At 65.8% G+C, this 19473-nt stretch carries 19 protein-coding genes; 6 read left to right on the plus strand and 13 right to left on the minus strand.

Annotated features, from left to right (window positions below; genetic code table 11):
* Window positions 1–36: 36 nt before the first annotated feature.
* The 5 genes from ACIQUS_RS23645 to ACIQUS_RS23665 all read right to left on the minus strand — a co-directional run bounded on the left by ACIQUS_RS23645 (window position 37) and on the right by ACIQUS_RS23665 (window position 4627).
* Window positions 37–690 carry a hypothetical protein gene (locus tag ACIQUS_RS23645; protein WP_403052324.1) on the minus strand — a complete coding sequence of 218 codons (654 nt, stop codon included), beginning with the start codon at window positions 688–690 and terminating at the stop codon, window positions 37–39.
* A 304-nt stretch (window positions 691–994) separates the two neighbouring features.
* Window positions 995–1690 carry a glutathione S-transferase N-terminal domain-containing protein gene (locus ACIQUS_RS23650; protein WP_403052327.1) on the minus strand — a complete coding sequence of 232 codons (696 nt, stop codon included), beginning with the start codon at window positions 1688–1690 and terminating at the stop codon, window positions 995–997.
* Window positions 1691–1748: 58 nt separating this feature from the next.
* Window positions 1749–2243 carry a DUF934 domain-containing protein gene (locus ACIQUS_RS23655; protein ID WP_403052330.1) on the minus strand — a complete coding sequence of 165 codons (495 nt, stop codon included), beginning with the start codon at window positions 2241–2243 and terminating at the stop codon, window positions 1749–1751.
* Window positions 2231–3913 (minus strand): nitrite/sulfite reductase, encoded by a 1683-nt coding sequence (locus ACIQUS_RS23660; protein ID WP_403052333.1) that lies wholly within the window; start codon window positions 3911–3913, stop codon window positions 2231–2233. The genes ACIQUS_RS23655 and ACIQUS_RS23660 overlap by 13 nt, the downstream gene beginning before the upstream one ends.
* Window positions 3914–4006: 93 nt before the next feature.
* Window positions 4007–4627: a TetR/AcrR family transcriptional regulator gene (locus ACIQUS_RS23665; RefSeq protein WP_285863864.1), complete on the minus strand. Its 621-nt coding sequence runs from the start codon at window positions 4625–4627 to the stop codon at window positions 4007–4009.
* Window positions 4628–4788: 161 nt separating this feature from the next.
* Between ACIQUS_RS23665 and dkgB the strand changes: the two genes are divergently transcribed.
* Window positions 4789–5592, plus strand: a complete 804-nt coding sequence (gene dkgB, locus ACIQUS_RS23670; protein WP_403052337.1) for a 2,5-didehydrogluconate reductase DkgB — start codon at window positions 4789–4791, stop codon at window positions 5590–5592.
* Here the strand turns inward: dkgB and ACIQUS_RS23675 are convergent.
* Entirely contained in the window at window positions 5589–5831 is a 243-nt protein-coding gene (locus ACIQUS_RS23675; RefSeq protein ID WP_403052340.1) for a DUF2790 domain-containing protein, read from the minus strand. The two genes, dkgB and ACIQUS_RS23675, sit on opposite strands and share 4 nt — an antisense overlap.
* Window positions 5832–5986: 155 nt before the next feature.
* Here ACIQUS_RS23675 and ACIQUS_RS23680 point away from each other — a divergent pair, with 155 nt between their 5' ends.
* Together ACIQUS_RS23680 and ACIQUS_RS23685 are read left to right on the plus strand one after the other, a co-directional pair.
* Window positions 5987–7417: a PLP-dependent aminotransferase family protein gene (locus tag ACIQUS_RS23680; protein ID WP_403052343.1), complete on the plus strand. Its 1431-nt coding sequence runs from the start codon at window positions 5987–5989 to the stop codon at window positions 7415–7417.
* A gap of 101 nt (window positions 7418–7518) precedes the next feature.
* Window positions 7519–7956 carry a carboxymuconolactone decarboxylase family protein gene (locus ACIQUS_RS23685; protein ID WP_403052346.1) on the plus strand — a complete coding sequence of 146 codons (438 nt, stop codon included), beginning with the start codon at window positions 7519–7521 and terminating at the stop codon, window positions 7954–7956.
* Between the two features lie 79 nt (window positions 7957–8035).
* On the opposite strand, the gene ACIQUS_RS23690 is transcribed toward ACIQUS_RS23685, so the two are convergent.
* The 3 genes from ACIQUS_RS23690 to ACIQUS_RS23700 form a co-directional block, all read right to left on the minus strand.
* A complete protein-coding gene (locus ACIQUS_RS23690; protein ID WP_403052348.1) occupies window positions 8036–9466 on the minus strand; it encodes a short-chain fatty acid transporter in 1431 nt (476 codons plus the stop codon).
* 131 nt (window positions 9467–9597) lie between these two features.
* A complete protein-coding gene (locus tag ACIQUS_RS23695) occupies window positions 9598–10254 on the minus strand; it encodes a CoA transferase subunit B (protein WP_403052351.1) in 657 nt (218 codons plus the stop codon).
* A 35-nt stretch (window positions 10255–10289) separates the two neighbouring features.
* Window positions 10290–10988, minus strand: coding sequence for a CoA transferase subunit A (locus ACIQUS_RS23700; protein ID WP_285864227.1), 699 nt, complete (start codon window positions 10986–10988; stop codon window positions 10290–10292).
* Window positions 10989–11126: 138 nt separating this feature from the next.
* Here ACIQUS_RS23700 and ACIQUS_RS23705 point away from each other — a divergent pair, with 138 nt between their 5' ends.
* Together ACIQUS_RS23705 and ACIQUS_RS23710 are read left to right on the plus strand one after the other, a co-directional pair.
* Window positions 11127–12032: a LysR substrate-binding domain-containing protein gene (locus ACIQUS_RS23705; protein WP_403052355.1), complete on the plus strand. Its 906-nt coding sequence runs from the start codon at window positions 11127–11129 to the stop codon at window positions 12030–12032.
* Entirely contained in the window at window positions 12020–12841 is an 822-nt protein-coding gene (locus ACIQUS_RS23710) for an aldo/keto reductase (protein ID WP_403052358.1), read from the plus strand. Before ACIQUS_RS23705 ends, ACIQUS_RS23710 begins: the two co-directional genes overlap by 13 nt.
* A gap of 107 nt (window positions 12842–12948) precedes the next feature.
* On the opposite strand, the gene ACIQUS_RS23715 is transcribed toward ACIQUS_RS23710, so the two are convergent.
* From ACIQUS_RS23715 to lexA, 4 genes are read right to left on the minus strand one after another with little or no spacing between them, the layout of a single operon-like run.
* Entirely contained in the window at window positions 12949–16056 is a 3108-nt protein-coding gene (locus tag ACIQUS_RS23715) for an error-prone DNA polymerase (protein WP_403052361.1), read from the minus strand.
* Window positions 16032–17444: a Y-family DNA polymerase gene (locus ACIQUS_RS23720; protein WP_403052364.1), complete on the minus strand. Its 1413-nt coding sequence runs from the start codon at window positions 17442–17444 to the stop codon at window positions 16032–16034. The genes ACIQUS_RS23715 and ACIQUS_RS23720 overlap by 25 nt, the downstream gene beginning before the upstream one ends.
* Before the next feature lie 6 nt (window positions 17445–17450).
* The gene (gene imuA, locus ACIQUS_RS23725) at window positions 17451–18068 is read right to left on the minus strand and encodes a translesion DNA synthesis-associated protein ImuA (RefSeq protein WP_403052367.1); all 618 of its coding nucleotides are present in this window, start codon (window positions 18066–18068) and stop codon (window positions 17451–17453) included.
* Complete coding sequence (gene lexA, locus ACIQUS_RS23730) at window positions 18068–18688, minus strand: transcriptional repressor LexA (protein ID WP_403052370.1); 621 nt, start codon at window positions 18686–18688, stop codon at window positions 18068–18070. The genes imuA and lexA overlap by 1 nt, the downstream gene beginning before the upstream one ends.
* Window positions 18689–18764: 76 nt before the next feature.
* On the opposite strand from lexA, the gene ACIQUS_RS23735 reads away from it, so the two are divergent.
* Entirely contained in the window at window positions 18765–19421 is a 657-nt protein-coding gene (locus ACIQUS_RS23735) for an HAD family hydrolase (protein ID WP_403052373.1), read from the plus strand.
* The last annotated feature ends 52 nt before the right edge of the window (window positions 19422–19473 follow it).

A 19473-nucleotide genomic window follows, 5' to 3' on the forward strand; every position in this document is an offset into this window, starting at 1 on the left:
TGCAGGAAATGGCTGCTGCGCCGCAGCGCGCACTCCCTAGGGTTGCGCACGCCCAACTTGAATGATCTTCAATGCCAATCCCCCCTCATCACCCTTTTGCTCTTTCATATAGTTGAATACTCCCTTTCCTTCATCCATCTCTTCCCCACTCTGGCCCACACGCTTTCCACTCGGGCCAAGTAACTGAATACCGACCTCAAATCCCCCCTCGGCCAGGAAGATCGGGCTCGGATCGAAGCCCTCCAGACGCCAAAGCGTCATGCGATGTATCAGAGGGTCCGCACCGGCGTCGGCAAAAACGTAGTAGAGTCCAAGATATCCATTCCTGCTGATCTCAAGACTGCTATTGTTAAACGGCCAACTGCCCCCACTGTCCAGTTGTGCGCCCCTGATGTCATAGCTGTATCTGCCGTCGTCGTCCTGATAGCAACCAAACCAAAACCTGGGAAGTTCGACGTTTACCACATACAGACCTTCTCCGGTCGAATTGAGCGTCTCCGCCGGGCGCCCAACATGCAACCATCCAGAATTATCCAGCCTATTGGAGACGCCAATCCTCTGATAAATCCCTTCCACCTCCCATTGCTCGTCGGACCGATCCTTCCTCCAGTACTTACGATTGATCGGTTGCGGATCCATCCAATACATCTGGGCCGTAAATGACCGAAAAGCTTGAAACTCGTAATTCATTGCAATCTCCGGTTGGATAACAGACCGGCGTGATTATTTGGACTTGCAAGAAAAACATGCAGAGGGAAGACCTGTATCGGATTATCCCTTTACTGACCTCAGGTCGGATGCTGACGCAGCTGATTTAAGTATGGCTACACGGCACCTGTAGCCGCCAGGCTGCGATCGGCCGCAACGCGGCCGCTCTCCAGTCAACTCGTACGACCTGCAGCGCGGAGCAGGACAGATTTACGGCCGTTTCACGGCCGATCGCAGCCTGGCGGCAGCGGCTACACAGTGACAATCAAGACGATTGCCCCCACCCTCACCCCGGGATCTTCAGGCCACGTTGCACCGCCGGCCGGGCCAGGAAGGCTTCCAGCACCCGCTGCACATTGGCGAAATCGGCAATGCCCACCAGCTCGGCCGCGTCATAGCGCACAATCAGGTTGCGCACCCACGGCCAGATGGCGATATCGACGATGCTGTACTCGCCCATCACCCAGTCACGCCCTTCGAGGCGCTTGTCCAGCACGCCGAGCAGGCGCCGCGACTCGGCCACGTAGCGGTCACGCGGGCGCTTGTCCTCGTAGTCCTTGCCGGCAAAGATATTGAAGAAGCCCACCTGGCCGAACATCGGCCCGACCCCACCCATCTGGAACATCAGCCACTGGATCGCTTCATAGCGCAGCGCCGGCTCCGTCGGCAGCAGCTTGCCGGTCTTCTCTGCCAGGTAGAGCAGGATCGCCCCGGACTCGAACAACGGCAACGGCTTGCCGCCCGGGCCGTCAGGATCGAGGATCGCCGGGATCTTGTTGTTGGCGCTCAGGGAGATGAATTCGGGGGTCAGTTGGTCATTGCTGTCGAAGCTGACCTTGTGCACCTCATAGGCCAGGCCGATCTCTTCGAGCATGATCGACACCTTCACCCCGTTGGGCGTGGGCAGCGAATACAGCTGCAGCCGTTCGGGGTGAAGGGCGGGCCATTTGCGGGTGATCGGGAATGCACTGAGATCGGTCATGAGCCAAGCCTTGAGCGAAAAATAGGCCCACACTCTAACGGCTATCGCTACCTGCGGGCTAGCGACGACGGAACAACGGCCGCGGCTCGATCACCGAACGCCCGTACAGCACGCTCATGCCCGCCAGCCCCTTGAGGGCATCCTCGGCGCATTTGTCCTCGCGCACGGCAAAGCTGTCGAAGCCGCACTGGCGCATATGGCTGAGCTGGTCGCGCAACACATCGCCAATAGCCCGCAACTCGCCCTGCCAGCCCAGGCGCGTGCGCAGCAGGTAGGCCTGGCTGTAGCCGCGACCGTCGCGAAAGCTGGGAAAGTCGATGGCGATCAGCGGCAGGTGCGCCAATAACGGGGCCAGGGGCTCGATCTCGTCATCGGGCCCCAGCCACAAGCCGTCCTGACCTTCAGGCCGTTGGCCCTGGTACTCCAGCCAGGCCTTGAGTGGCAGCAGCAACCGGCCTGCAGGCAACGGCTGGTCGCCGTCGCGCAGCAGTTGCCAGGCATCGTCGTCGAGCAAGGTCGGCACAGCGTTACGCAGGGCGATCACATTACGCATATCAGCTCCTGCGGACGGCTGGCATAGACCCGCTCCTTGAACGGCTCCAGGCCGACCCGGCGCACGGTGTCGATAAAGGGCTCATCCAGTTCGCGGTAGGCGCAGTAGGTGGCGATGATCTGCTCGATCACCTGTGGGATCTGCGCGGCACTGAAGGACGGGCCGATCACCTTGCCCAGGGTGCTGTCCTTGCCCTGGGCCCCGCCGAGGGTCACCTGGTACCACTCGCTGCCGTTCTTGTCGACGCCGAGGATGCCGATGTTGCCGATATGGTGGTGCCCGCAGGCGTTGATGCAGCCGGAGATGTTCAGGCTCAGGTCGCCCAGGTCGTGCAAGTAATCCAGATCGTCGAAGCAGCGCTGGATCGACTGGGCGATCGGAATCGACTTGGCATTGGCCAGGGCGCAGAAGTCGCCGCCGGGACAGGCGATGATGTCGGTCAGCAGGCCAATGTTGGCGGTGCCCAGGCCGCGCTCGCAGGCCAGGCGCCAGAGCGCGTGCAGATCCTGCTTGCGCACGTCCGGCAGGATCAGGTTCTGCTCGTGGGCGATACGGATTTCGCCGAAGCCGAACTGCTCGGACCAGTCGGCCACCGCCTCCATCTGCGCGGCGGTCAGGTCACCAGGGGGCGACGCCGCGCCGGGCTTGGTCGACAGCACCACGCTGGCATAGCCCGGGACCTTGTGCGGCTTGACACAGCAGGCCACCCAGCGGGCGAAGTCGTGGTCCTGGACCAGGTGGGTTTCGTAGTCCACGCCGCTGTCGACCACACTGTCATAGGCCGGCGGCTCGAAGGCGGCGGCCACGCGCTGGAACTCGGTCTCGGTCAGTTGCGCCGGGCCGTCCTTGATGTGCTGCCACTCCTGCTCCACTTCCCGGGCGAAGGCGTCGATGCCCAGGGCCTTGACCAGGATCTTGATCCGCGCCTTGTACTTGTTGTCGCGGCGGCCATGGCGGTTGTACACCCGCAGGATCGCCTCGACATAGGACAGCAGGTGCTGCCATGGCAGGCCCTCGCGAATCTGCAGCCCGAGGATCGGTGTGCGCCCCAGCCCACCGCCCACCATCACCCGCAGGCACATCTGGCCCAGGTCGTCTCGGTACAGATACAAGCCGATGTCATGCATCATGATTGCCGCGCGGTCCTCGACGGCCGAGCAGATGGCGATCTTGAACTTGCGCGGCAGGAACAGGAACTCCGGGTTGATGGTCGACCACTGGCGCAGGATCTCGGCCAGCGGACGCGGGTCGAGCAGCTCGTCGGCCGCAACCCCGGCGAAGGCCTCGGTGGTGATGTTGCGCACGCAGTTGCCGGAGGTCTGGATGGCATGCATCTCGACCTCGGCCAGGCGCTGGAGGATGTCCGGCACCTGGGCCAGCTCGATCCAGTTGAACTGGATGTTCTGGCGGGTGGTGAAATGGCCGTAGCCGCGATCGTACTCGCGAGCGATCAGCGCCAGGGTGCGCAGCTGGCGGGCGCCGAGGGTGCCATAGGGAATGGCCACGCGCAGCATGTAGGCGTGCTTTTGCAGGTACAGGCCATTTTGCAGGCGCAGGGGCAGGAACTCTTCCTCACTGAGTTCGCCGGCCATGAAGCGCTGCACCTGATCGCGAAACTGCGCCACGCGCTCGAACACCAGCGCACGGTCATACTCGTCATATTGATACATGGTTCGGACCTCATCACGGAGGCCCTTACTATGGCGCCGGGGTGTACTGGGTTACAGATTCAGGTTGGCGGGATTAATACGGATCAGTGGCGATCACGGCTCCAGGCCGATCCCGCGCAGAATCACGCTGGTCACTGTCTGCACCGCCCGCTCGAACTGCAGGTCGCTGAGCGGCTGATGGTCGTTGAGCAAGCCGACCTGGTGGCTGAAGTCGGCATAGTGCTGGGTCGAGGCCCAGATCATGTACAGCAGCCCCGACGGCTCCACCGCCAGGATGCGACCGTCGTCGATCCACTGGCGGATCTTGGCTTCTTTCATCTTCGCCCAGTCATACAACGGATCGTCCAGGGCAGCCCCGAGGTTGGGGGCACCGTGGATGATCTCGTTGGCCCAGACCTTGGAGCCGTAGGGCCGCGTGCGCGAATGGTTCATTTTGGCGCGGATGTAGGTGGACAGCACGATGCGCGGGTCATCGTAGAGTTCGAAGCACAAGGCGTCCTGCTTCCACACGTCCAGCAGGCCGAACAACACCGCCTGGTACAGCTCGGCCTTGGTGCTGAAGTAGTAATGCACATTGCTGCGCGGCAGTTGCGCCGCCTCGGCGATATCGGCCATGGCCGTGCCGGCGAAGCCCTTTTCGGCAAAGACCTGCTCGGCCGCCAGGAGGATGTTGTCAACATTGCGTTGACGAATGCTGAGCTTGTGCCGGGTCATGACCAGATCCATTGCGACTGACACTGCAAGGCTATCATCTGGCTTGGAGGATTCGTGCGGCACAGGCAAAAAAGTTGTGCTGGCGCAGGGATGTTTCCCACACAGCACTGTCGCAATACTGCAGCCCTCACCTTCAACAGCCCTTCACGAGGAGCCTCTCCATGTCCATTCCCCTGCTCGGCCTCGGTACGTTCCGTCTCAAGGACCAGGTGGTGATCGATTCGGTCACCCAGGCGCTGGAACTCGGCTACCGGGCCATCGATACCGCACAAATCTACGGTAACGAGGCCGAGGTCGGCCAGGCCATCGCCGCCAGTGGCGTGGCCCGCGATCAACTGTTCCTGACCAGCAAGATCTGGACCGAGAACCTGGGCGCCGACAAGCTGATCCCGAGCCTCAAGGACAGCCTGCACAAAATGCGCACCGACCACCTGGACCTGACCCTGATCCACTGGCCATCGCCCCAGAGCGCCGTGCCGGTCGGCGAGTTCATGGGTGCCCTGGCCGAAGCTCGCGACCAGGGCCTGACCCGCCAGATCGGCGTGTCCAACTTCACCATCGACCTGCTGCGCCAGGCCATCGCGGTGGTCGGCAAGGCGGCCATCGCCACCAACCAGATCGAACTGCACCCCTACCTGCAAAACCGCAAGCTGGTAGGTTTCATGCAGGAGCAAGGCATTGCCGTGACCTCCTACATGACCCTGGGTTATGGCAAGGTCCTGCAGGATCCGGTCATCCAGGCGATCGCCACGCAGCACGGCGCCACCCCGGCACAGGTAACCCTGGCCTGGGCCATGCAACTGGGCTATGCGGTGATCCCGTCCTCGACCCGTCGCGAAAACCTGGCTGGCAACCTCAAGGCCCGCGATCTCAGGCTGAGCGAGCAGGACATGGCCCGCATCCAGGCCCTCGACAGCGGCCTGCGCCTGACCGACCCGCAAGGCCTGGCACCGGCCTGGGACTAACCCTGGTCGCTGCAGACCTCAGCCAGCTTCAGGTACTGCAAGGTGTGCTGCTGGCCAGCCGAGTCGATATAGACCATGCGGGCCTGCACCACATCGCAGAGCTCGGTGGCCGGCTCGCTCATCTGCACGACGCGGGCGATATCCAGCGGCATGCCGTAGTGGTACACGGCGACGGATTCGGACGCCTGGGCAGAGGCAGTCAACACCAGCCCGAGGGCCAACAGAGTTCGCAGGTACATGGCGACGCTCCTGTGTGCGCAAGAGGTTCGCCGACGTGCCGGAGAACCCCGACCTCTAAAGTGTGGCGCGCCTGGGCCGGGGCGTCGGCCCAGGGGATCAACGGTTATCGGGAAATCGGGTACTCTCGACGTCAGACACTGGCGCCTGGACCCTCATGGAACTTCACATCAGCCTGCACGGCAGCAAAGGCCTGGCCGAACAGCTCTACCGGCAACTGCGCGACGGCATCGACAGCGGTCGCCTGGCCGCCGGCACCCAGCTGCCGCCGACCCGGCTGTTGGCCGAACAGCTGGGCGTTTCCCGCAAGACCGTGGCCGAGGCCTACTCGCGCCTGACCTACGACAACCTGCTCAGCGGCCAGGTCGGCAAGGGCACCTTCATCACCCCGGCCCCGACCCGCGCCGCCGCACCGACCCCGGACATTCCCCTGGCCAGCGCCGCAACCCTGGCCAAGTGGCGTTCGCGTGCCAGCCTGATGAAGGACCTGGCGGCCAGCACCCTGCGCTACGACTTCATCGGCGGCGCCTCGAGCAAGACGCAGTTTCCCTTCGATGACTGGCGCCGCTGCAACCAGTACGCGCTGCGCCAGATTCGCCAGGGCAGTGCCCGCTACGCCGCCCACCAGGGCCTGCCAGAGCTGCGCGAAGCCATCGCCCGGCATATCGCCTTCGCGCGCGGCGTGCGTTGCACCAGCCAGGATGTGCTGGTGTGCAATGGTGCCCAGCAGGCCCTGGACCTGCTCGCCCGGGTGCTGATCGAGCCAGGGTGCCGGGTGGCCATGGAAGATCCCGGCTACACCCCGGCGCGCCAGCTGTTCCTGGCCCAGGGCGCCGACCTTCAGTATGTGCCGGTGGATGATGAAGGCATGTGCGTGGAGCAGATCGCCGACGGCACCCGGCTGATCTACGTCACCCCCTCGCACCAGTTCCCCCTGGGCATGCCCATGAGCCCGGCGCGGCGCGAGGCCCTGCTGGCGCGGGCGGCGGCGCTGGGGGCGATCGTCATCGAAGACGACTACGACAGCGAGTTCCGTTACCAGGGACGGCCCACCGACTCGCTGCAGAGCCTGGACCGCCATGGCCTGGTGGCCTATGTCGGGACCTTCTCCAAGACCCTGCTGCCGGAGTTGCGCCTGGGCTATGCGATCGTGCCGCCCGCCGTGCTGGAGGCGCTGTGCATCGCCAAGCAACTGAGCGACTGGCACACCCCGACCCTCAACCAGTGGGCCCTGGCCCGCTTCATCAGCGAGGGCTCGCTGCTCAAGCACATCCGCCGCGTGCATGAGGTCTATGCCGCCCGCCGCGAACGTATCCTCCAGCGCCTGCAGGGTGACCTGGCGCCCTGGTTCGAGGTGATTCCGGCCACTGCCGGCTATCACCTGAGCGCCCTGGCCAAGGGCGACCTGGACATACAATTCGTCATCGACATGGCGCGCAAGGTCGAGGTCGGCCTGTACGCCCTGGCGCCCTTCTATGCCCAGGCCCCGGTGCGCCAGGGCTTGCTCCTGGGCTTTGGCGCCATCGACCTGCTGGACATCGACCCGGCCCTGGACCGCTTGCGCGACACCTTGCAGACCCTGGGCTGATTGGCCTCCACGCAAATGACGCAATTGGCTATTCGGCCTGTGCAGGCACGGCGCTAAGGTAGCGCCATCACCGCCTGATGCGGAACTGACAGGAGAGCAAGATGAGCAATCGTATCGAATGGGCCAAACACGCACCCGAAGCCTACAAGGCCATGGTCGGCCTGGAAATGGTCCTGGCCAAGTCGGGACTTGAGAACTCCCTGCTGGAGCTGGTGCGCCTGCGCGCCTCGCAGATCAATGGCTGCGCCTACTGCGTCAATATGCATGCCAATGATGCGCGCAAGGCCGGGGAAACCGAGGCGCGCCTGCAGACCCTGTGCGTCTGGGAAGAAACCAGCTACTTCACCCCCCGCGAGCGCGCCGCCCTGGCCTGGGTCGAGAGCCTGACCCGCCTGCCCGACCTGCATGCACCGGAGCACCAGTACCGCGCCCTGCTCGAACACTTCAGCGAAGCCGAAGTGGCCAACCTGACCCTGGCCATTGCCACCATCAACGCCTGGAACCGCTTCGGCGTCGGCTTTGCCATGATCCCGGGTTGATCCTCTGTAGGAGCGGGCTTGCCCCGCGAATGCGATGTGATTGACACACCGCATTCGCGGGGCAAGCCCGCTCCTACCGTCAGCCAGCCGGCGTCGGCATCACCGGTGGCACGTACTGTAGCGTGGTGCCCAAGGCCCAGAGCAGGACCAGCACCAGCGGAATGTGCACCAGCAACTGCACGAACGAGAAGCCGATCAGGTCGCGCGCCTTCAGGCCCAGCACACCCAGCAGCGGCAGCATGTAGAACGGGTTGATCAGGTTCGGCAGCGCCTCGGCGGCGTTGTAGATCTGCACCGCCCAGCCCAGGTGGTACTGCAGGTCATTGGCCACCAGCATCACGTACGGCGCTTCAATGATCCACTTGCCTCCACCCGACGGGATGAAGAAGCCCAGCACCGCCGAATACACCCCCATCAGCAACGCATAGGTGTCGTGGGAGGCGATCTGCACGAAGAAGGTGGAAATGTGGTGGGCCAGGGTCTGCGCATCCACGCCCTTGACCTGGGTGAGGATCGCGGCGATCGAGCCATACAGCGGGAACTGGATCAGCACCCCGGTGGTGGTCGGCACGGCGCGGCCCACCGCATCGAGGAAGCTGCGCGGGCGCCAGTGCAGCAAGGCACCGAGCATGATGAACAACAGGTTGTAGGTATTGAGCCCGGAAATCGCCAGGATCGCAGGCTTGGTGGCGAACTCGTTGTACAACCAACCGCCCGCCAGCACCACCAGCAGCAAGGTCAGGATCGGGCTGTATTCCAGCCACTCGCCCGGCCGCGTGCGCTGCGGCGGCGGTGGCGCCGAGAAGCTCGGGTCGACCCCACAGGCTTCGGCGCTGCGGGCACTGCCCGGCCCCGGCGCAGTAGCGTAAGCCACCACCAGAGACACCACCACCAACGCGGCGAGCATCACCCCGGACTGCCAGAGAAAGATGGTATCGGTGAACGGGATCACCCCGGTGATCGCCAGGATCGACGGCGGCAGGCTGGCCGGGTTGGCTTGCAACTGCGCGGCCGAGGACGACAGGCCCAGGGCCCAGACGGCGCCAAGGCCCAGGTAAGCGGCGGCGCCGGCGGCGCGGTAGTCCATTTTCAGGTCGCTGCGACGCGCCAGGGCACGCACCAGCAGGCCGCCGAACACCAGCGACAGGCCCCAGTTGAGCAAGGACGCCAGCATCGAGATCAGCGCCACCCAGCACACCGCCGAGCGACCATTTTTCGGCAGGCGCGCCAGGCGGTCGATCAGTTTGACCGCCGGTGGCGAACTGGCCACCACATAACCGCCGATGACCACGAAGGCCATTTGCATGGTGAAGGGAATCAGGCTCCAGAAACCGTCGCCAAAGGCCTTGGCGGTGTCCAGGGGCTTGGCGCCCATGGCCAGGGCGGCGACGGACACCAGCACCACCGCCAGGGCGGCGAACACCCAGGAATCGGGGAACCAGCGTTCGGCCCAGTTCGAGCAACGCAGGGCAAAGCGGGCTGAGCGGCTGTCTTGGATTTCAGCGGCCACGAGGAACTTCCTTTTATTGGTTTTATTTGAAACGACAAAGGCCTCATCGCGGGGCAAGCCCGCTCCTACAAGGAATGCGTGGTTCCCTGTAGGAGCGGGCTTGCCCCGCGATGAGGCCCCAAAAGGCGTGTTTAGAACGTCATTTCTTTAACGTCGTCCGCCACGATCAGCTTGCCAGCGGTCTTCTCGATGATTTCCTCAACCGACACCCCAGGCGCGGTCTCGCGCAGGATGAAGGCGCCGTTCTCGATCTCAAGGTAAGCAAGGTCGGTCAGCACCTTGCGGATGCAGCCGGCGCCGGTCAGCGGCAGGCTGCAACGCGTCAGCAGCTTGGACTCGCCGTCCTTGGAGGCGTGGGTCATGGTGACAATGATGTTGTCGGCACCCGCGACCAGGTCCATGGCGCCGCCCATGCCCTTGACCAGTTTGCCGGGGATCATCCACGAGGCGATGTTGCCTTCCACGTCCACTTCGAAGGCGCCGAGTACGGTGAGGTCGACGTGACCGCCACGGATCATGGCGAAGGATTCGGCCGAGCTGAAGATCGACGCGCCACGACGGGCGGTCACGGTCTGCTTGCCGGCGTTGATCATGTCGGCGTCCAGCTGCCCTTCGGTCGGGAATTCACCCATGCCCAGCAGGCCGTTTTCCGATTGCAGCATCACGTCCATATCGGCCGGGACGTAGTTGGCCACCAGGGTCGGAATGCCGATGCCGAGGTTGACGTAGTAGCCGTCCTTGAGTTCGCGGGCGACGCGCTGGGCCATTTGTTCGCGGGTAAGTGCCATGGTCAGGATCTCTTTGTTGTTCTGTTGGGGATGGCTCAGGCCTTGACGGTGCGCTTTTCGATGCGCTTCTCGAAGGTGCCGACGATCACCCGGTCGACATAGATACCCGGGGTGTGGATCTCGGTGGGCAGCAGCACACCCGGCTCGACGATCTCTTCGACCTCGACCACGGTGATCTTGCCGGCGGTGGCGGCCAGCGGGTTGAAGTTCTGCGCGGTGTTGCGGTACACCACGTTGCCGTAATGGTCGGCCTTCCAGCCCTTGACGATGGCAAAGTCGCCGGTGATGGCTTCTTCGAGGATGTACTTGCGGCCATTGAACTCGCGCACTTCCTTGCCTTCGGCTACCGGGGTGCCGTAGCCGGTGGCGGTGAAGAAGGCCGGGATGCCGGCGCCGCCGGCGCGCATTTTCTCGGCCAGGGTGCCTTGCGGGGTGAGTTCCACTTCCAGCTCGCCGCTGAGCAGTTGGCGCTCGAACTCGGCGTTCTCGCCCACGTAGGAGGCGACCATCTTGCGGATCTGGTGATCTTCGAGCAGCACGCCCAGGCCGAAGCCGTCGACGCCGCAGTTGTTGGAGACCACGGTCAGGCCCTTGACGCCACGACGCTTGATTTCGTTGATGAGGTTTTCCGGGATGCCGCACAGGCCGAAACCACCGGCCAGTACCGTCATGTTGTCGGTCAGGCCTTCAAGAGCCTGTTCATAGGTTGCTACGCGCTTGTCCAGTCCGGCCATGCTGATCCGCCTTTTGTAGTTGTTGAACCGACAGGGGTGTCGGCGAGCGTTTGCGCCATCTTCACCCCGTTAAACTTATTTGTTAATTTTGTTTTTATGATCATTTGATTTGCTTTTCAAAAGAATAGAGCCAAGCCGATGAACGTCAAACAGTTGCGCGCCTTCGTCGCCGTTGCCAAATTCCAGAGCTTCGCCCAGGCCGGTGAGTACCTGCACCTGTCGCAGCCGGCCCTGAGCCTGACCATCAAGGGCCTGGAAGACAACCTCGGCGGCGCCCTGCTCAGCCGCACCACCCGCAGCGTCAGCCTGACCCCCGAGGGCGAGGTGCTGCTGCCGCTGGCCCGGCAACTGCTGGCCGACTGGGAAAACACCGAGGAGCTGTTGCGCCAGCGCTTCACCCTGCAGTTGGGGCGGGTGTCCATCGCCGCCATGCCGGCCTATGCCGGCAACCTGCTGCCGGCGGCGCTCAAGGTCTTCCGCCAGCGCTACCCGCGGGTCAACGTCACGGTGCACGACGTGATCAACGAACAGGTACTGGAACTGGTGCGCCATCGCCGGGTGGAACTGGGCATCGGCTTCGAGCCCGAGGCCAGCGAACCGATGCTGTTCAAGCCGCTGTACCTGGACCGCTTCGTTGCCGTGGTGCCGGCCGATTCGCCCCTGGCCAGCCAGGCCCAGGTCAGTTGGCGTGAACTGCTGGCCGAGGACTTCATCGCCCTGCAACGGCCGTCGGCGGTGCGTCTTTTGCTGGAGCAGCACCTGGCGGCCGAACATGGCAAGCTGGCGGTGGCCTTCGAGAGCCACCAGTTGTCGACCATCGGCCGCATGGTCGCCAACGGCCTGGGGGTCAGTGCGGTGCCGGCCCTGTGCATCGGCCAGATGGAAGAACTCGGCGCGCGCTGCGTGACCCTGGTCGAGCCACGCATCGAACGGCGCATTGGCGTCAGCCTGCTGGCCGACCATAAACTTTCGGCAGCAGCCCAGGCGCTGCTCGAGGTGCTGCAGGAACATACCCGATCCCAGGAGGTGACATGCGTACAGTGAAGTTTGCCGACAAAACGGTCCCGGCCATCGGCCAGGGCACCTGGTACATGGGCGAAGACCCGGGCCAGCGCAGCCGCGAGGTGGCCGCCCTGCAGCAGGGCATCGAGCTGGGCCTGAGCCTGATCGACACCGCCGAGATGTATGCCGAAGGCGGCGCCGAGCAGGTGGTGGGCCAGGCCATTGCCGGGCGTCGCGAGCAGGTGTTCCTGGTCAGCAAGGTCTACCCCCACAACGCCAGCCGCAAGGGCGTGCCTGCCGCTTGTGAACGCAGCCTCAAACGCCTGGGCACCGACTACATCGACCTGTACCTGCTGCACTGGCGTGGCCAGTATCCGCTGGAAGAAACCGTCGATGCCTTCGAACGCTTGCGCGAGGCGGGCAAGATCGGCCGCTGGGGCGTTTCGAACTTCGATGTCGACGACCTGCGTGAACTGCACAACCCCGACTGCGCCACCAACCAGGTGCTGTACAACCCGGCCCAGCGCGGCATCGAATTCGACCTGCTGCCCTGGAGCCGGCAACGCCAGTTGCCGACCATGGCCTATTGCCCGCTGGCCCAGGCCGGCCGCCTGCTCAAGCACCCGACCCTGATGGAAATCGCCGAGCGGCACGGCGCCACTGCGGCCCAGGTCAGCCTGGCCTGGGTCACCCGCCAGGCCGACGTCATCGCCATTCCCAAGGCCGTGGATCCCGAGCATGTGCGCCGCAATGCCGCGGCGGCCAGCCTGACGCTCAGCAGTGAAGATTTGCGTGCCATCGACCGGGCCTTCCCGGCGCCTACGCGCAAGCAGGCGCTGGCGATGGTCTGATTCTGGTCCCATCGCAGGCTTCGCCAGCTCCCACAACAACCGGGAGATACCGAGAATCATTGTGGGAGCCGGCAGCGCCGGCGATGGGCTGCACAGCAGCCCGCTCTTCAGTGGAAATCCCTGCTGCGCACATCCAGCCCCTGAAGCAATTCGCTGAGATCCTCCAGGCGTTGGGCAATCAGGTGACGCACCCCGCTCTCACTCTCAAGCCGCCCGCTCACCCGCATCAACCTCGCCCCCACCAGGGCCCGCCGCTGACGCTCGGCCAGGTCGCGCCAGACCACCACGTTGACATTGCCAAACTCATCCTCAAGGGTCACGAAGGTCACTCCGCTGGCCGTCCCCGGGCGCTGGCGCCCCGTCACCAGGCCCGCCACGCTGACTTTGTCGCCATGCTCTGCCGCTTCCAGCGCCCGGGAGCTACGGCAGCCCAGGACATCGAGACGGCGGCGCAGCAGGGTCAGCGGATGGGGACCCAGGGTGGTGCCGACACTGGCGTAATCGGCGAACAGGTCTTGCGCGACCGTCGGTTGCGGCAAGTCGACCGGCGCCTCTTGCGGGGCCTCGATACCGGCGAACAACGGCAACTGCGCCTGCACCGCCGCCACGCTCCAGCGTGCCCGGTAACGGTCGCTGGCCAGCCCACGCAGGGCGCCGGCATCGGCCAGCAGTTCGCGGGCGCGGGCATCGAGTTGCGCGCGCAGGCACAGGTCGCTGACATCGCGCCAGCCTTGCTCGCCACGGGCCTGCTCGATGCGCCGGGCATCGGCCTCTCGAAAGCCGCGGATCTGTCGCAGGCCCAGGCGCAGGGCCAGGGCCTGCCCTGCCCCCGGCTCCAGGCTGCAGTCCCAGTCGCTGTGGCAGGCATCCACCGGACGGATCTCGATGCGATGCCGGCGGGCATCCTGAAGGATCTGGTCGGGGCTGTAGAAGCCCATGGGCCAGCTGTTGATCAGCGCGCAGGCGAAGATCGCCGGTTCATGGCACTTGAGCCAGCAACTGGCGTAGGTCAGCAAGGCGAAGCTGGCGGCATGGGACTCGGGAAAGCCATAGCTGCCAAAGCCCTTGATCTGCTCGAAGATGCGCTCGGCGAATTCAAGGCTGTAGTCGTTGTCGAGCATGCCACGGATCAGCCGCTCGCGGTGCGGCTCCAGGCCGCCGTGGCGCTTCCAGGCGGCCATGGCCCGGCGCAACTGGTCGGCCTCGCCCGCCGAATAACCGCCCGCGACCATGGCCAGTTCCATCACCTGTTCCTGGAACAGCGGCACGCCCAGGGTGCGCTCGAAAACCTTTTTCAGGGCCGGTGACGGGTAGCTCACCGGCTCCAGCTGCTGCCGCCGACGCAGGTAAGGGTGGACCATGTCACCCTGGATCGGCCCGGGGCGGACGATGGCCACTTCGATCACCAGGTCGTAGAAGTTCTTCGGTTTGAGCCGCGGCAGCATGGCCATCTGCGCCCGCGATTCGATCTGGAACACGCCGACGGTGTCGGCGCGGCCGATCATTTCATAGGTGGCGGCGCAGTCGGCCGGGATCTTCGCCAGGGTCAGCTCCCGACCACGATGGCGGTACAGGAGATCGAAACAACGGCGCAAGGCACTGAGCATGCCCAGGGCAAGGATATCGACCTTGAGCAGGCCGACCAGGTCGAGGTCGTCCTTGTCCCACTGGATCACCGTACGCCCGTCCATGGCGGCGTTCTCCACCGGCACCAGGCAGTCCAGCGGCTGCTCGGAAATCACGAAGCCGCCCGGGTGCTGGGACAGGTGCCGGGGAAAGCCGATCAGCTCGCCGGTCAGCGCCAGCACCCGGCGCAGCAAGGGGCTGCCTGGGTCGAAGCCGGCTTCTCGCAATTGCTCGACCGGCGGCAGGCGATCGCTCCAGCGCCCGCAGCAGTCGGCCAGGGCATTGATCTGCGCCACCGGCAGGCCCAACACCCGGGCGATGTCGCGCACCGCACCAGCGGCATGGTAGGTGCTGGCCACGGCGGTCAGGGCCGCACGGTGGCGACCGTAGCGGCTGAACACGTACTGCAGGACTTCTTCGCGACGCTCATGTTCGAAGTCGACGTCGATGTCCGGAGGTTCATCACGCTCGCGGGACAGGAAGCGCTCGAACAACAGGTGACTGCGCATCGGGTCCAGCTCGGTGATGCCCAGCACGTAGCACACCACCGAGTTGGCCGCCGAACCGCGCCCCTGGCAGAGGATGCCCTGGCCCCGGGCAAAGTTGACGATGTCGTGGACCGTGAGGAAGTAACTCTCGTAGTTCAGCTCGGCAATCAGCGCCAGCTCATGTTCCAGGGCATCGCGCGCCTTCTGCTCGATCCCCCCGGGCCAGCGCCAGCCTTGCCCCTGCTCGCACAGGTGGCGTAGCCAGGCCGTGGCGGTCTGGCCTGCGGGCACCAGTTCGCGGGGGTACTGGTAGCGCAACTGGCTCAGGTCGAAACGGCAACGTGCGGCGATGCGCAGGGTTTCTTCGAGCAAGGCCGGCGGGTACAGCTCGGCCAGCTGCGCCAGGGGGCGCAGGTGACGTTCGCCATTGGCGAACAGACGCTGCCCGGCCTCGGCCACGGTGCAGTGATAGCGGATGGCGGTCATGCTGTCCTGCAGGGCGCGTCGGCCCCGGGCATGCATGTGCACGTCACCGGCGGCCACCGCCGGGATGCCGAGGTCGGCGGCCAGGCTCAGCCGTTGCTGCAACTGCAGCCCGTCGTCGGCGCCGCGGTGCAGTTCCACAGCCAGCCACAGGCGTTCGGCGAAGCGCTCGCGCAGCCAGCCGCCCGTGGCCAGGTCCTGCTCGTCACCCTCGGGCAGCCACAAGGCCAGCAGGCCGTCCAACGGTGCATCGAAGTCCTCGCGCAGCAACCGGTAGGCGCCCTTCTGCGCCCGTCGCCGGCCCAGGGTGATCAGCCGGCACAGCTGCTGGTAGCCGGCCAGGTCCTGGACCAGCAGCACCAGCTTGGGGCCGTCGTGCAGACACACTTCGCTGCCGACGATCAGTGGCAATTCCACCGCCCTGGCCGCCTGCCAGGCGCGGACGATGCCGGCCAGGGTGCACTCGTCGGTGATCGCCAGGGCCCGGTAGCCCTGCTGGCGGGCACGTTCGAACAGCTCCCGGGCGCTGGAGGCGCCGCGCTGGAAGCTGAAGTTCGACAGGCAGTGCAGCTCGGCGTACCCCTGGGGCGTGCTCATGCGAACCACCCCTGCAGCCACAACGGGCCGTCCTCACCGAGGTTGCGGTAGGCCCAGGCGTACAGCCCGGCCGGGGTTTGCACCCGGTAGTAATCGCGGCGCACATCGCCGCCATCCCACCAGCCGGATTCGATCCGCTCGGCGCCGGCCAGCAGCGTCACGCCCACCCCGGGCAAGGCCTGGGGCTCGGCCAGCAGCCAGCCCGGACGCGGCGCCGTCAGGGTCGGCGCGGGCTTCGACACGCCGTCCAGGCGCCAGGCGCACTCGGGGCGGTGATCGGCCTCGGCCGCCAGGCTGCGCACCGCGCCATCGCCCAGGCGTGCACGCAAGCGTTCGCGCAGTTGCTCCCAGGGTTGGTTCTGCTGCGGGCGCGGGTCGAACAGTTCGCTGTGCTGCGGCACGAAGGCCGGCAGGTCGTCGGCCAGCAGACGCAGGTTACGCACCGGTGCGCCCAGTTGCAGTTGTTCAAGGCGTCCACGGGCCAGTTCGAAGAGCATCAGCGGGTCACGCTCGGCCGCCAGCAGGCCGACCACCACGCAGGTATCCGGCCCCTCGGCGTGCTCCAGGTGCAGGGTAAAGCGTTGCACGCCGCAGTCGCGACCGGCCAGGAAGGCGGCCAGGTCGTTGATCAGCCGGCGCAGCGGAAACAGCAGGGCCTGGTGCGACTCGACATCGAAGTTCAGCTCCAGGCGGGCATCGAAACGATCGGGCGGCAGGTAGAACGCCAAGGCCATCGGTCGCACGCCCAATAGGCGATCCAGGTGCAGCTGCACCGCGGCGGCAAAGCGCCGGGCCAGGGCCTCGCGTGGCAGCGCCATGACCTGGCCGAGCCGGCACAGGCCCATGCGCGCAAAGGCGCTGGCCGCTTCCGCCGGCAGGCCGACCCGTTCGATGGGCAACTGTTCGAGGGCGGCGCGGGTCTGCTCCGGGCTATCGAGCGCCAGACCATCGTGACAGTTGGCGAGCATGCGCGCCGCCACCGGGTTGCTGGCCAGGACAATACGGTGACGAAAGCCCAAGGCCCGGAGCTCGGCGCGCAGGCGTGCCTCGAACGCAGGCCAGGGCCCGAACAGGCCCAGGCTGGATTCGACCTCCAAGAGCAGCACCCGCGGGTAGTGCAGGCTGACCTGGGAACTGAAACGATAGGCCCAGGCGGCGAGCAGTTGCTGCAACGGCTCGATGGCCGCCGGGTCATGCTCGACGCAGGTGAAGTGCCCGGCCAGCGACTGGGCCGTGGTCAGTGGTTGGCCGGCGCGCAGGCCAAGGGCCGCCGCAGCCGGGTTGACCGCCTGCAGCACCCGGCGCTGGGCCGGGCCGCTGAGCAGCACCAGCGGCGCGTCGGGGTCGTCGCGGCCACGCAGCACGGCGTCGAGCGCCAGCTGCGGCAGCAGGATACAGGCCCAGAGCATGGCCCATCAGCCTCGCCCGGGGCAGGCAATCGGCGCGGCCGGGGCAAGGCCGCCACGGCACTTGAGCACCCGCCACTGGGCCGGGCGCGCATCCACGGCAATGCGCAACGCCGCTGGCGAAGGGTTGAGCGCCGCTTGCTGCGGGCGGCAGGCAAAGGCCAGGGTCTGGCCGCTTTCGGCGGCCACCTGCAAACGGCGCAAGGCACGGTCGTCAGCCTTGTGCGGCCAGCACAGCACCGCACCACAGCTGCCCGAGCGCAGGCACTGCTCGGCAGCCCAGAGCACCTCGGCCGGCGCCGCCTGCACCAGGCTCAGCTGGCGCAGGTCGACGCCGGCGGCCTGCCAGGCCGGTGCGTAGGGAATGAACGGCGGCGTGACCAGCACCACCCGCTCGCCGCTGGCGGTCAGCCGCGCCAGACTCGGCCAGAGCAACTGCAGCTCGCCACAGCCTTCGGCGGCCAGCAACAACTCGGTCAGCGCGCCGGCTGGCCAGCCCCCGCCCGGCAGTGCCGCATCCAGCGCCGCATGGCCGGTGGGCTGCAGGCCCTGGGGCCGCGCCTGGGGACGGCCCTTCCAGACCCGCTGCTGGTCCAGCAGGCCGTCGAGGCTGAGTACCGCGCCCATCAGCCGCGCCTCACCAGGCCACAAAACACGCCTTCGATGACGAAGTCATGGCCGGGGCCGACCTCGATCGGCGCATAGGCCGGGTTGCGCGGCAGCAGACGGTACTGCCCGGTGCCGAGTCGCTCGAAGCGCTTGATGGTCACCTCGCCGTCGAGGCGGGCGACGATGATCTGCCCGTCACGGGCCTCGGCCTGCTGGCGGATGCCGACCAGGTCGCCGTCAAGGATGCCGTCATCGATCATCGAGTCGCCGCGCACCTTGAGCAGGTAGTCGGGCGAGCGGCTGAACAAGTGCGCATCGAGCATCAGTTGCTCATGGATATCGACGTCCGGCCCGATCGGCCGGCCGGCCGCCACCTGGCCCAGCACCGGAATCTCCAGTACCTCGGGCCGGCGCAGCGCCCCGGCCAGGCGAATGCCTCGCGCCTGGTTGGGCGTGACCTCGATGAAACCGGCCTCGCACAGGGCCTGGATATGCTTGCGCGCCACGCTGCGCGAGGCAAAGCCGAAGGCCGTGGCGATATCGGCCAGGCTCGGTGGCTGGCCATGGTCGGCGATGCGCTCGCGGATGAAGGCGAGGATGGCGTTGCGTTTGGGCGATAATCTGTTCATGGAGTACATTTGTACTCTTTTCTGCGCACACTGACCAGCCCCCTCGATCGGGTTATGATCAGCGGCCCCTGCCTGGATACCCGCAATGCTTGAAGCCCTGCTGTTCGACCTCGACGGAACCCTGACCGATACCGACAGGCTCCACCTGCTGGCCATGCAACAGCTGTTGCGCGAAGACGGCCGGGAGCTGACCGAAGCACAGTTCGACGCCCACATCAGCGGCCGGGCCAACGCCGAGCTGTGCCGCTACCTGTTCCCCGACCGCCCGGTAGCCGAGCACCGGCTGTTCGCCGATCGCAAGGAAGCGCGCTTTCGCGCCCTGTCGCCCACCCTCGAGCCCACCGCCGGGCTGCTGCGCCTGCTCGCCCATGCCGAGCAGCGCGGTATCGGCATGGCCGTGGTCACCAACGCCCCACGGGCCAATGCCGTGCACATGCTAGGGGCCATGGGCCTGGATGGGCGTTTCGAACACGTGCTGGTGGCCGAGGAGCTGCCCCGGGCCAAGCCCGACCCCTTGCCCTATCTCACCGGTCTTGAACGCCTGCAGGCCTCGCCGGCCCACGCCCTGGCTTTCGAGGATTCGGTACCGGGAGTGACCGCCGCCAGCCGCGCCGGAATCTTCACCGTCGGCCTGTCCACCAGCCAGGCGCCCGAAGCCCTGCTTGAGGCCGGGGCGCAGTTGGTGGTGGCGGATTTCGAGGATGCGCGCCTGTGGGCGCTGATCGAACGGATGTCTCTGTAGGAGCGGCGGTGCGACCTGCTCCCACAAAGACAGTAGCGTGCGCCGATTACGC

This window comes from Pseudomonas sp. NPDC090755, from assembly GCF_044769005.1.
In the GTDB taxonomy this organism is placed as follows: domain Bacteria; phylum Pseudomonadota; class Gammaproteobacteria; order Pseudomonadales; family Pseudomonadaceae; genus Aquipseudomonas.

What these genes read in the sequence shown, in the direction of transcription:
- ACIQUS_RS23645 (WP_403052324.1), bottom strand. Translation starts at nt 690, where the DNA reads ATGAATTACGAGTTTCAAGCTTTTCGGTCATTTACGGCCCAGATGTAT.
- ACIQUS_RS23650 (WP_403052327.1), bottom strand. Translation starts at nt 1,690, where the DNA reads ATGACCGATCTCAGTGCATTCCCGATCACCCGCAAATGGCCCGCCCTT.
- ACIQUS_RS23655 (WP_403052330.1), bottom strand. Translation starts at nt 2,243, where the DNA reads ATGCGTAATGTGATCGCCCTGCGTAACGCTGTGCCGACCTTGCTCGAC.
- ACIQUS_RS23660 (WP_403052333.1), bottom strand. Translation starts at nt 3,913, where the DNA reads ATGTATCAATATGACGAGTATGACCGTGCGCTGGTGTTCGAGCGCGTG.
- ACIQUS_RS23665 (WP_285863864.1), bottom strand. Translation starts at nt 4,627, where the DNA reads ATGACCCGGCACAAGCTCAGCATTCGTCAACGCAATGTTGACAACATC.
- dkgB (WP_403052337.1), top strand. Translation starts at nt 4,789, where the DNA reads ATGTCCATTCCCCTGCTCGGCCTCGGTACGTTCCGTCTCAAGGACCAG.
- ACIQUS_RS23675 (WP_403052340.1), bottom strand. Translation starts at nt 5,831, where the DNA reads ATGTACCTGCGAACTCTGTTGGCCCTCGGGCTGGTGTTGACTGCCTCT.
- ACIQUS_RS23680 (WP_403052343.1), top strand. Translation starts at nt 5,987, where the DNA reads ATGGAACTTCACATCAGCCTGCACGGCAGCAAAGGCCTGGCCGAACAG.
- ACIQUS_RS23685 (WP_403052346.1), top strand. Translation starts at nt 7,519, where the DNA reads ATGAGCAATCGTATCGAATGGGCCAAACACGCACCCGAAGCCTACAAG.
- ACIQUS_RS23695 (WP_403052351.1), bottom strand. Translation starts at nt 10,254, where the DNA reads ATGGCACTTACCCGCGAACAAATGGCCCAGCGCGTCGCCCGCGAACTC.
- ACIQUS_RS23700 (WP_285864227.1), bottom strand. Translation starts at nt 10,988, where the DNA reads ATGGCCGGACTGGACAAGCGCGTAGCAACCTATGAACAGGCTCTTGAA.
- ACIQUS_RS23705 (WP_403052355.1), top strand. Translation starts at nt 11,127, where the DNA reads ATGAACGTCAAACAGTTGCGCGCCTTCGTCGCCGTTGCCAAATTCCAG.
- ACIQUS_RS23710 (WP_403052358.1), top strand. Translation starts at nt 12,020, where the DNA reads ATGCGTACAGTGAAGTTTGCCGACAAAACGGTCCCGGCCATCGGCCAG.
- ACIQUS_RS23720 (WP_403052364.1), bottom strand. Translation starts at nt 17,444, where the DNA reads ATGCTCTGGGCCTGTATCCTGCTGCCGCAGCTGGCGCTCGACGCCGTG.
- imuA (WP_403052367.1), bottom strand. Translation starts at nt 18,068, where the DNA reads ATGGGCGCGGTACTCAGCCTCGACGGCCTGCTGGACCAGCAGCGGGTC.
- lexA (WP_403052370.1), bottom strand. Translation starts at nt 18,688, where the DNA reads ATGTACTCCATGAACAGATTATCGCCCAAACGCAACGCCATCCTCGCC.
- ACIQUS_RS23735 (WP_403052373.1), top strand. Translation starts at nt 18,765, where the DNA reads ATGCTTGAAGCCCTGCTGTTCGACCTCGACGGAACCCTGACCGATACC.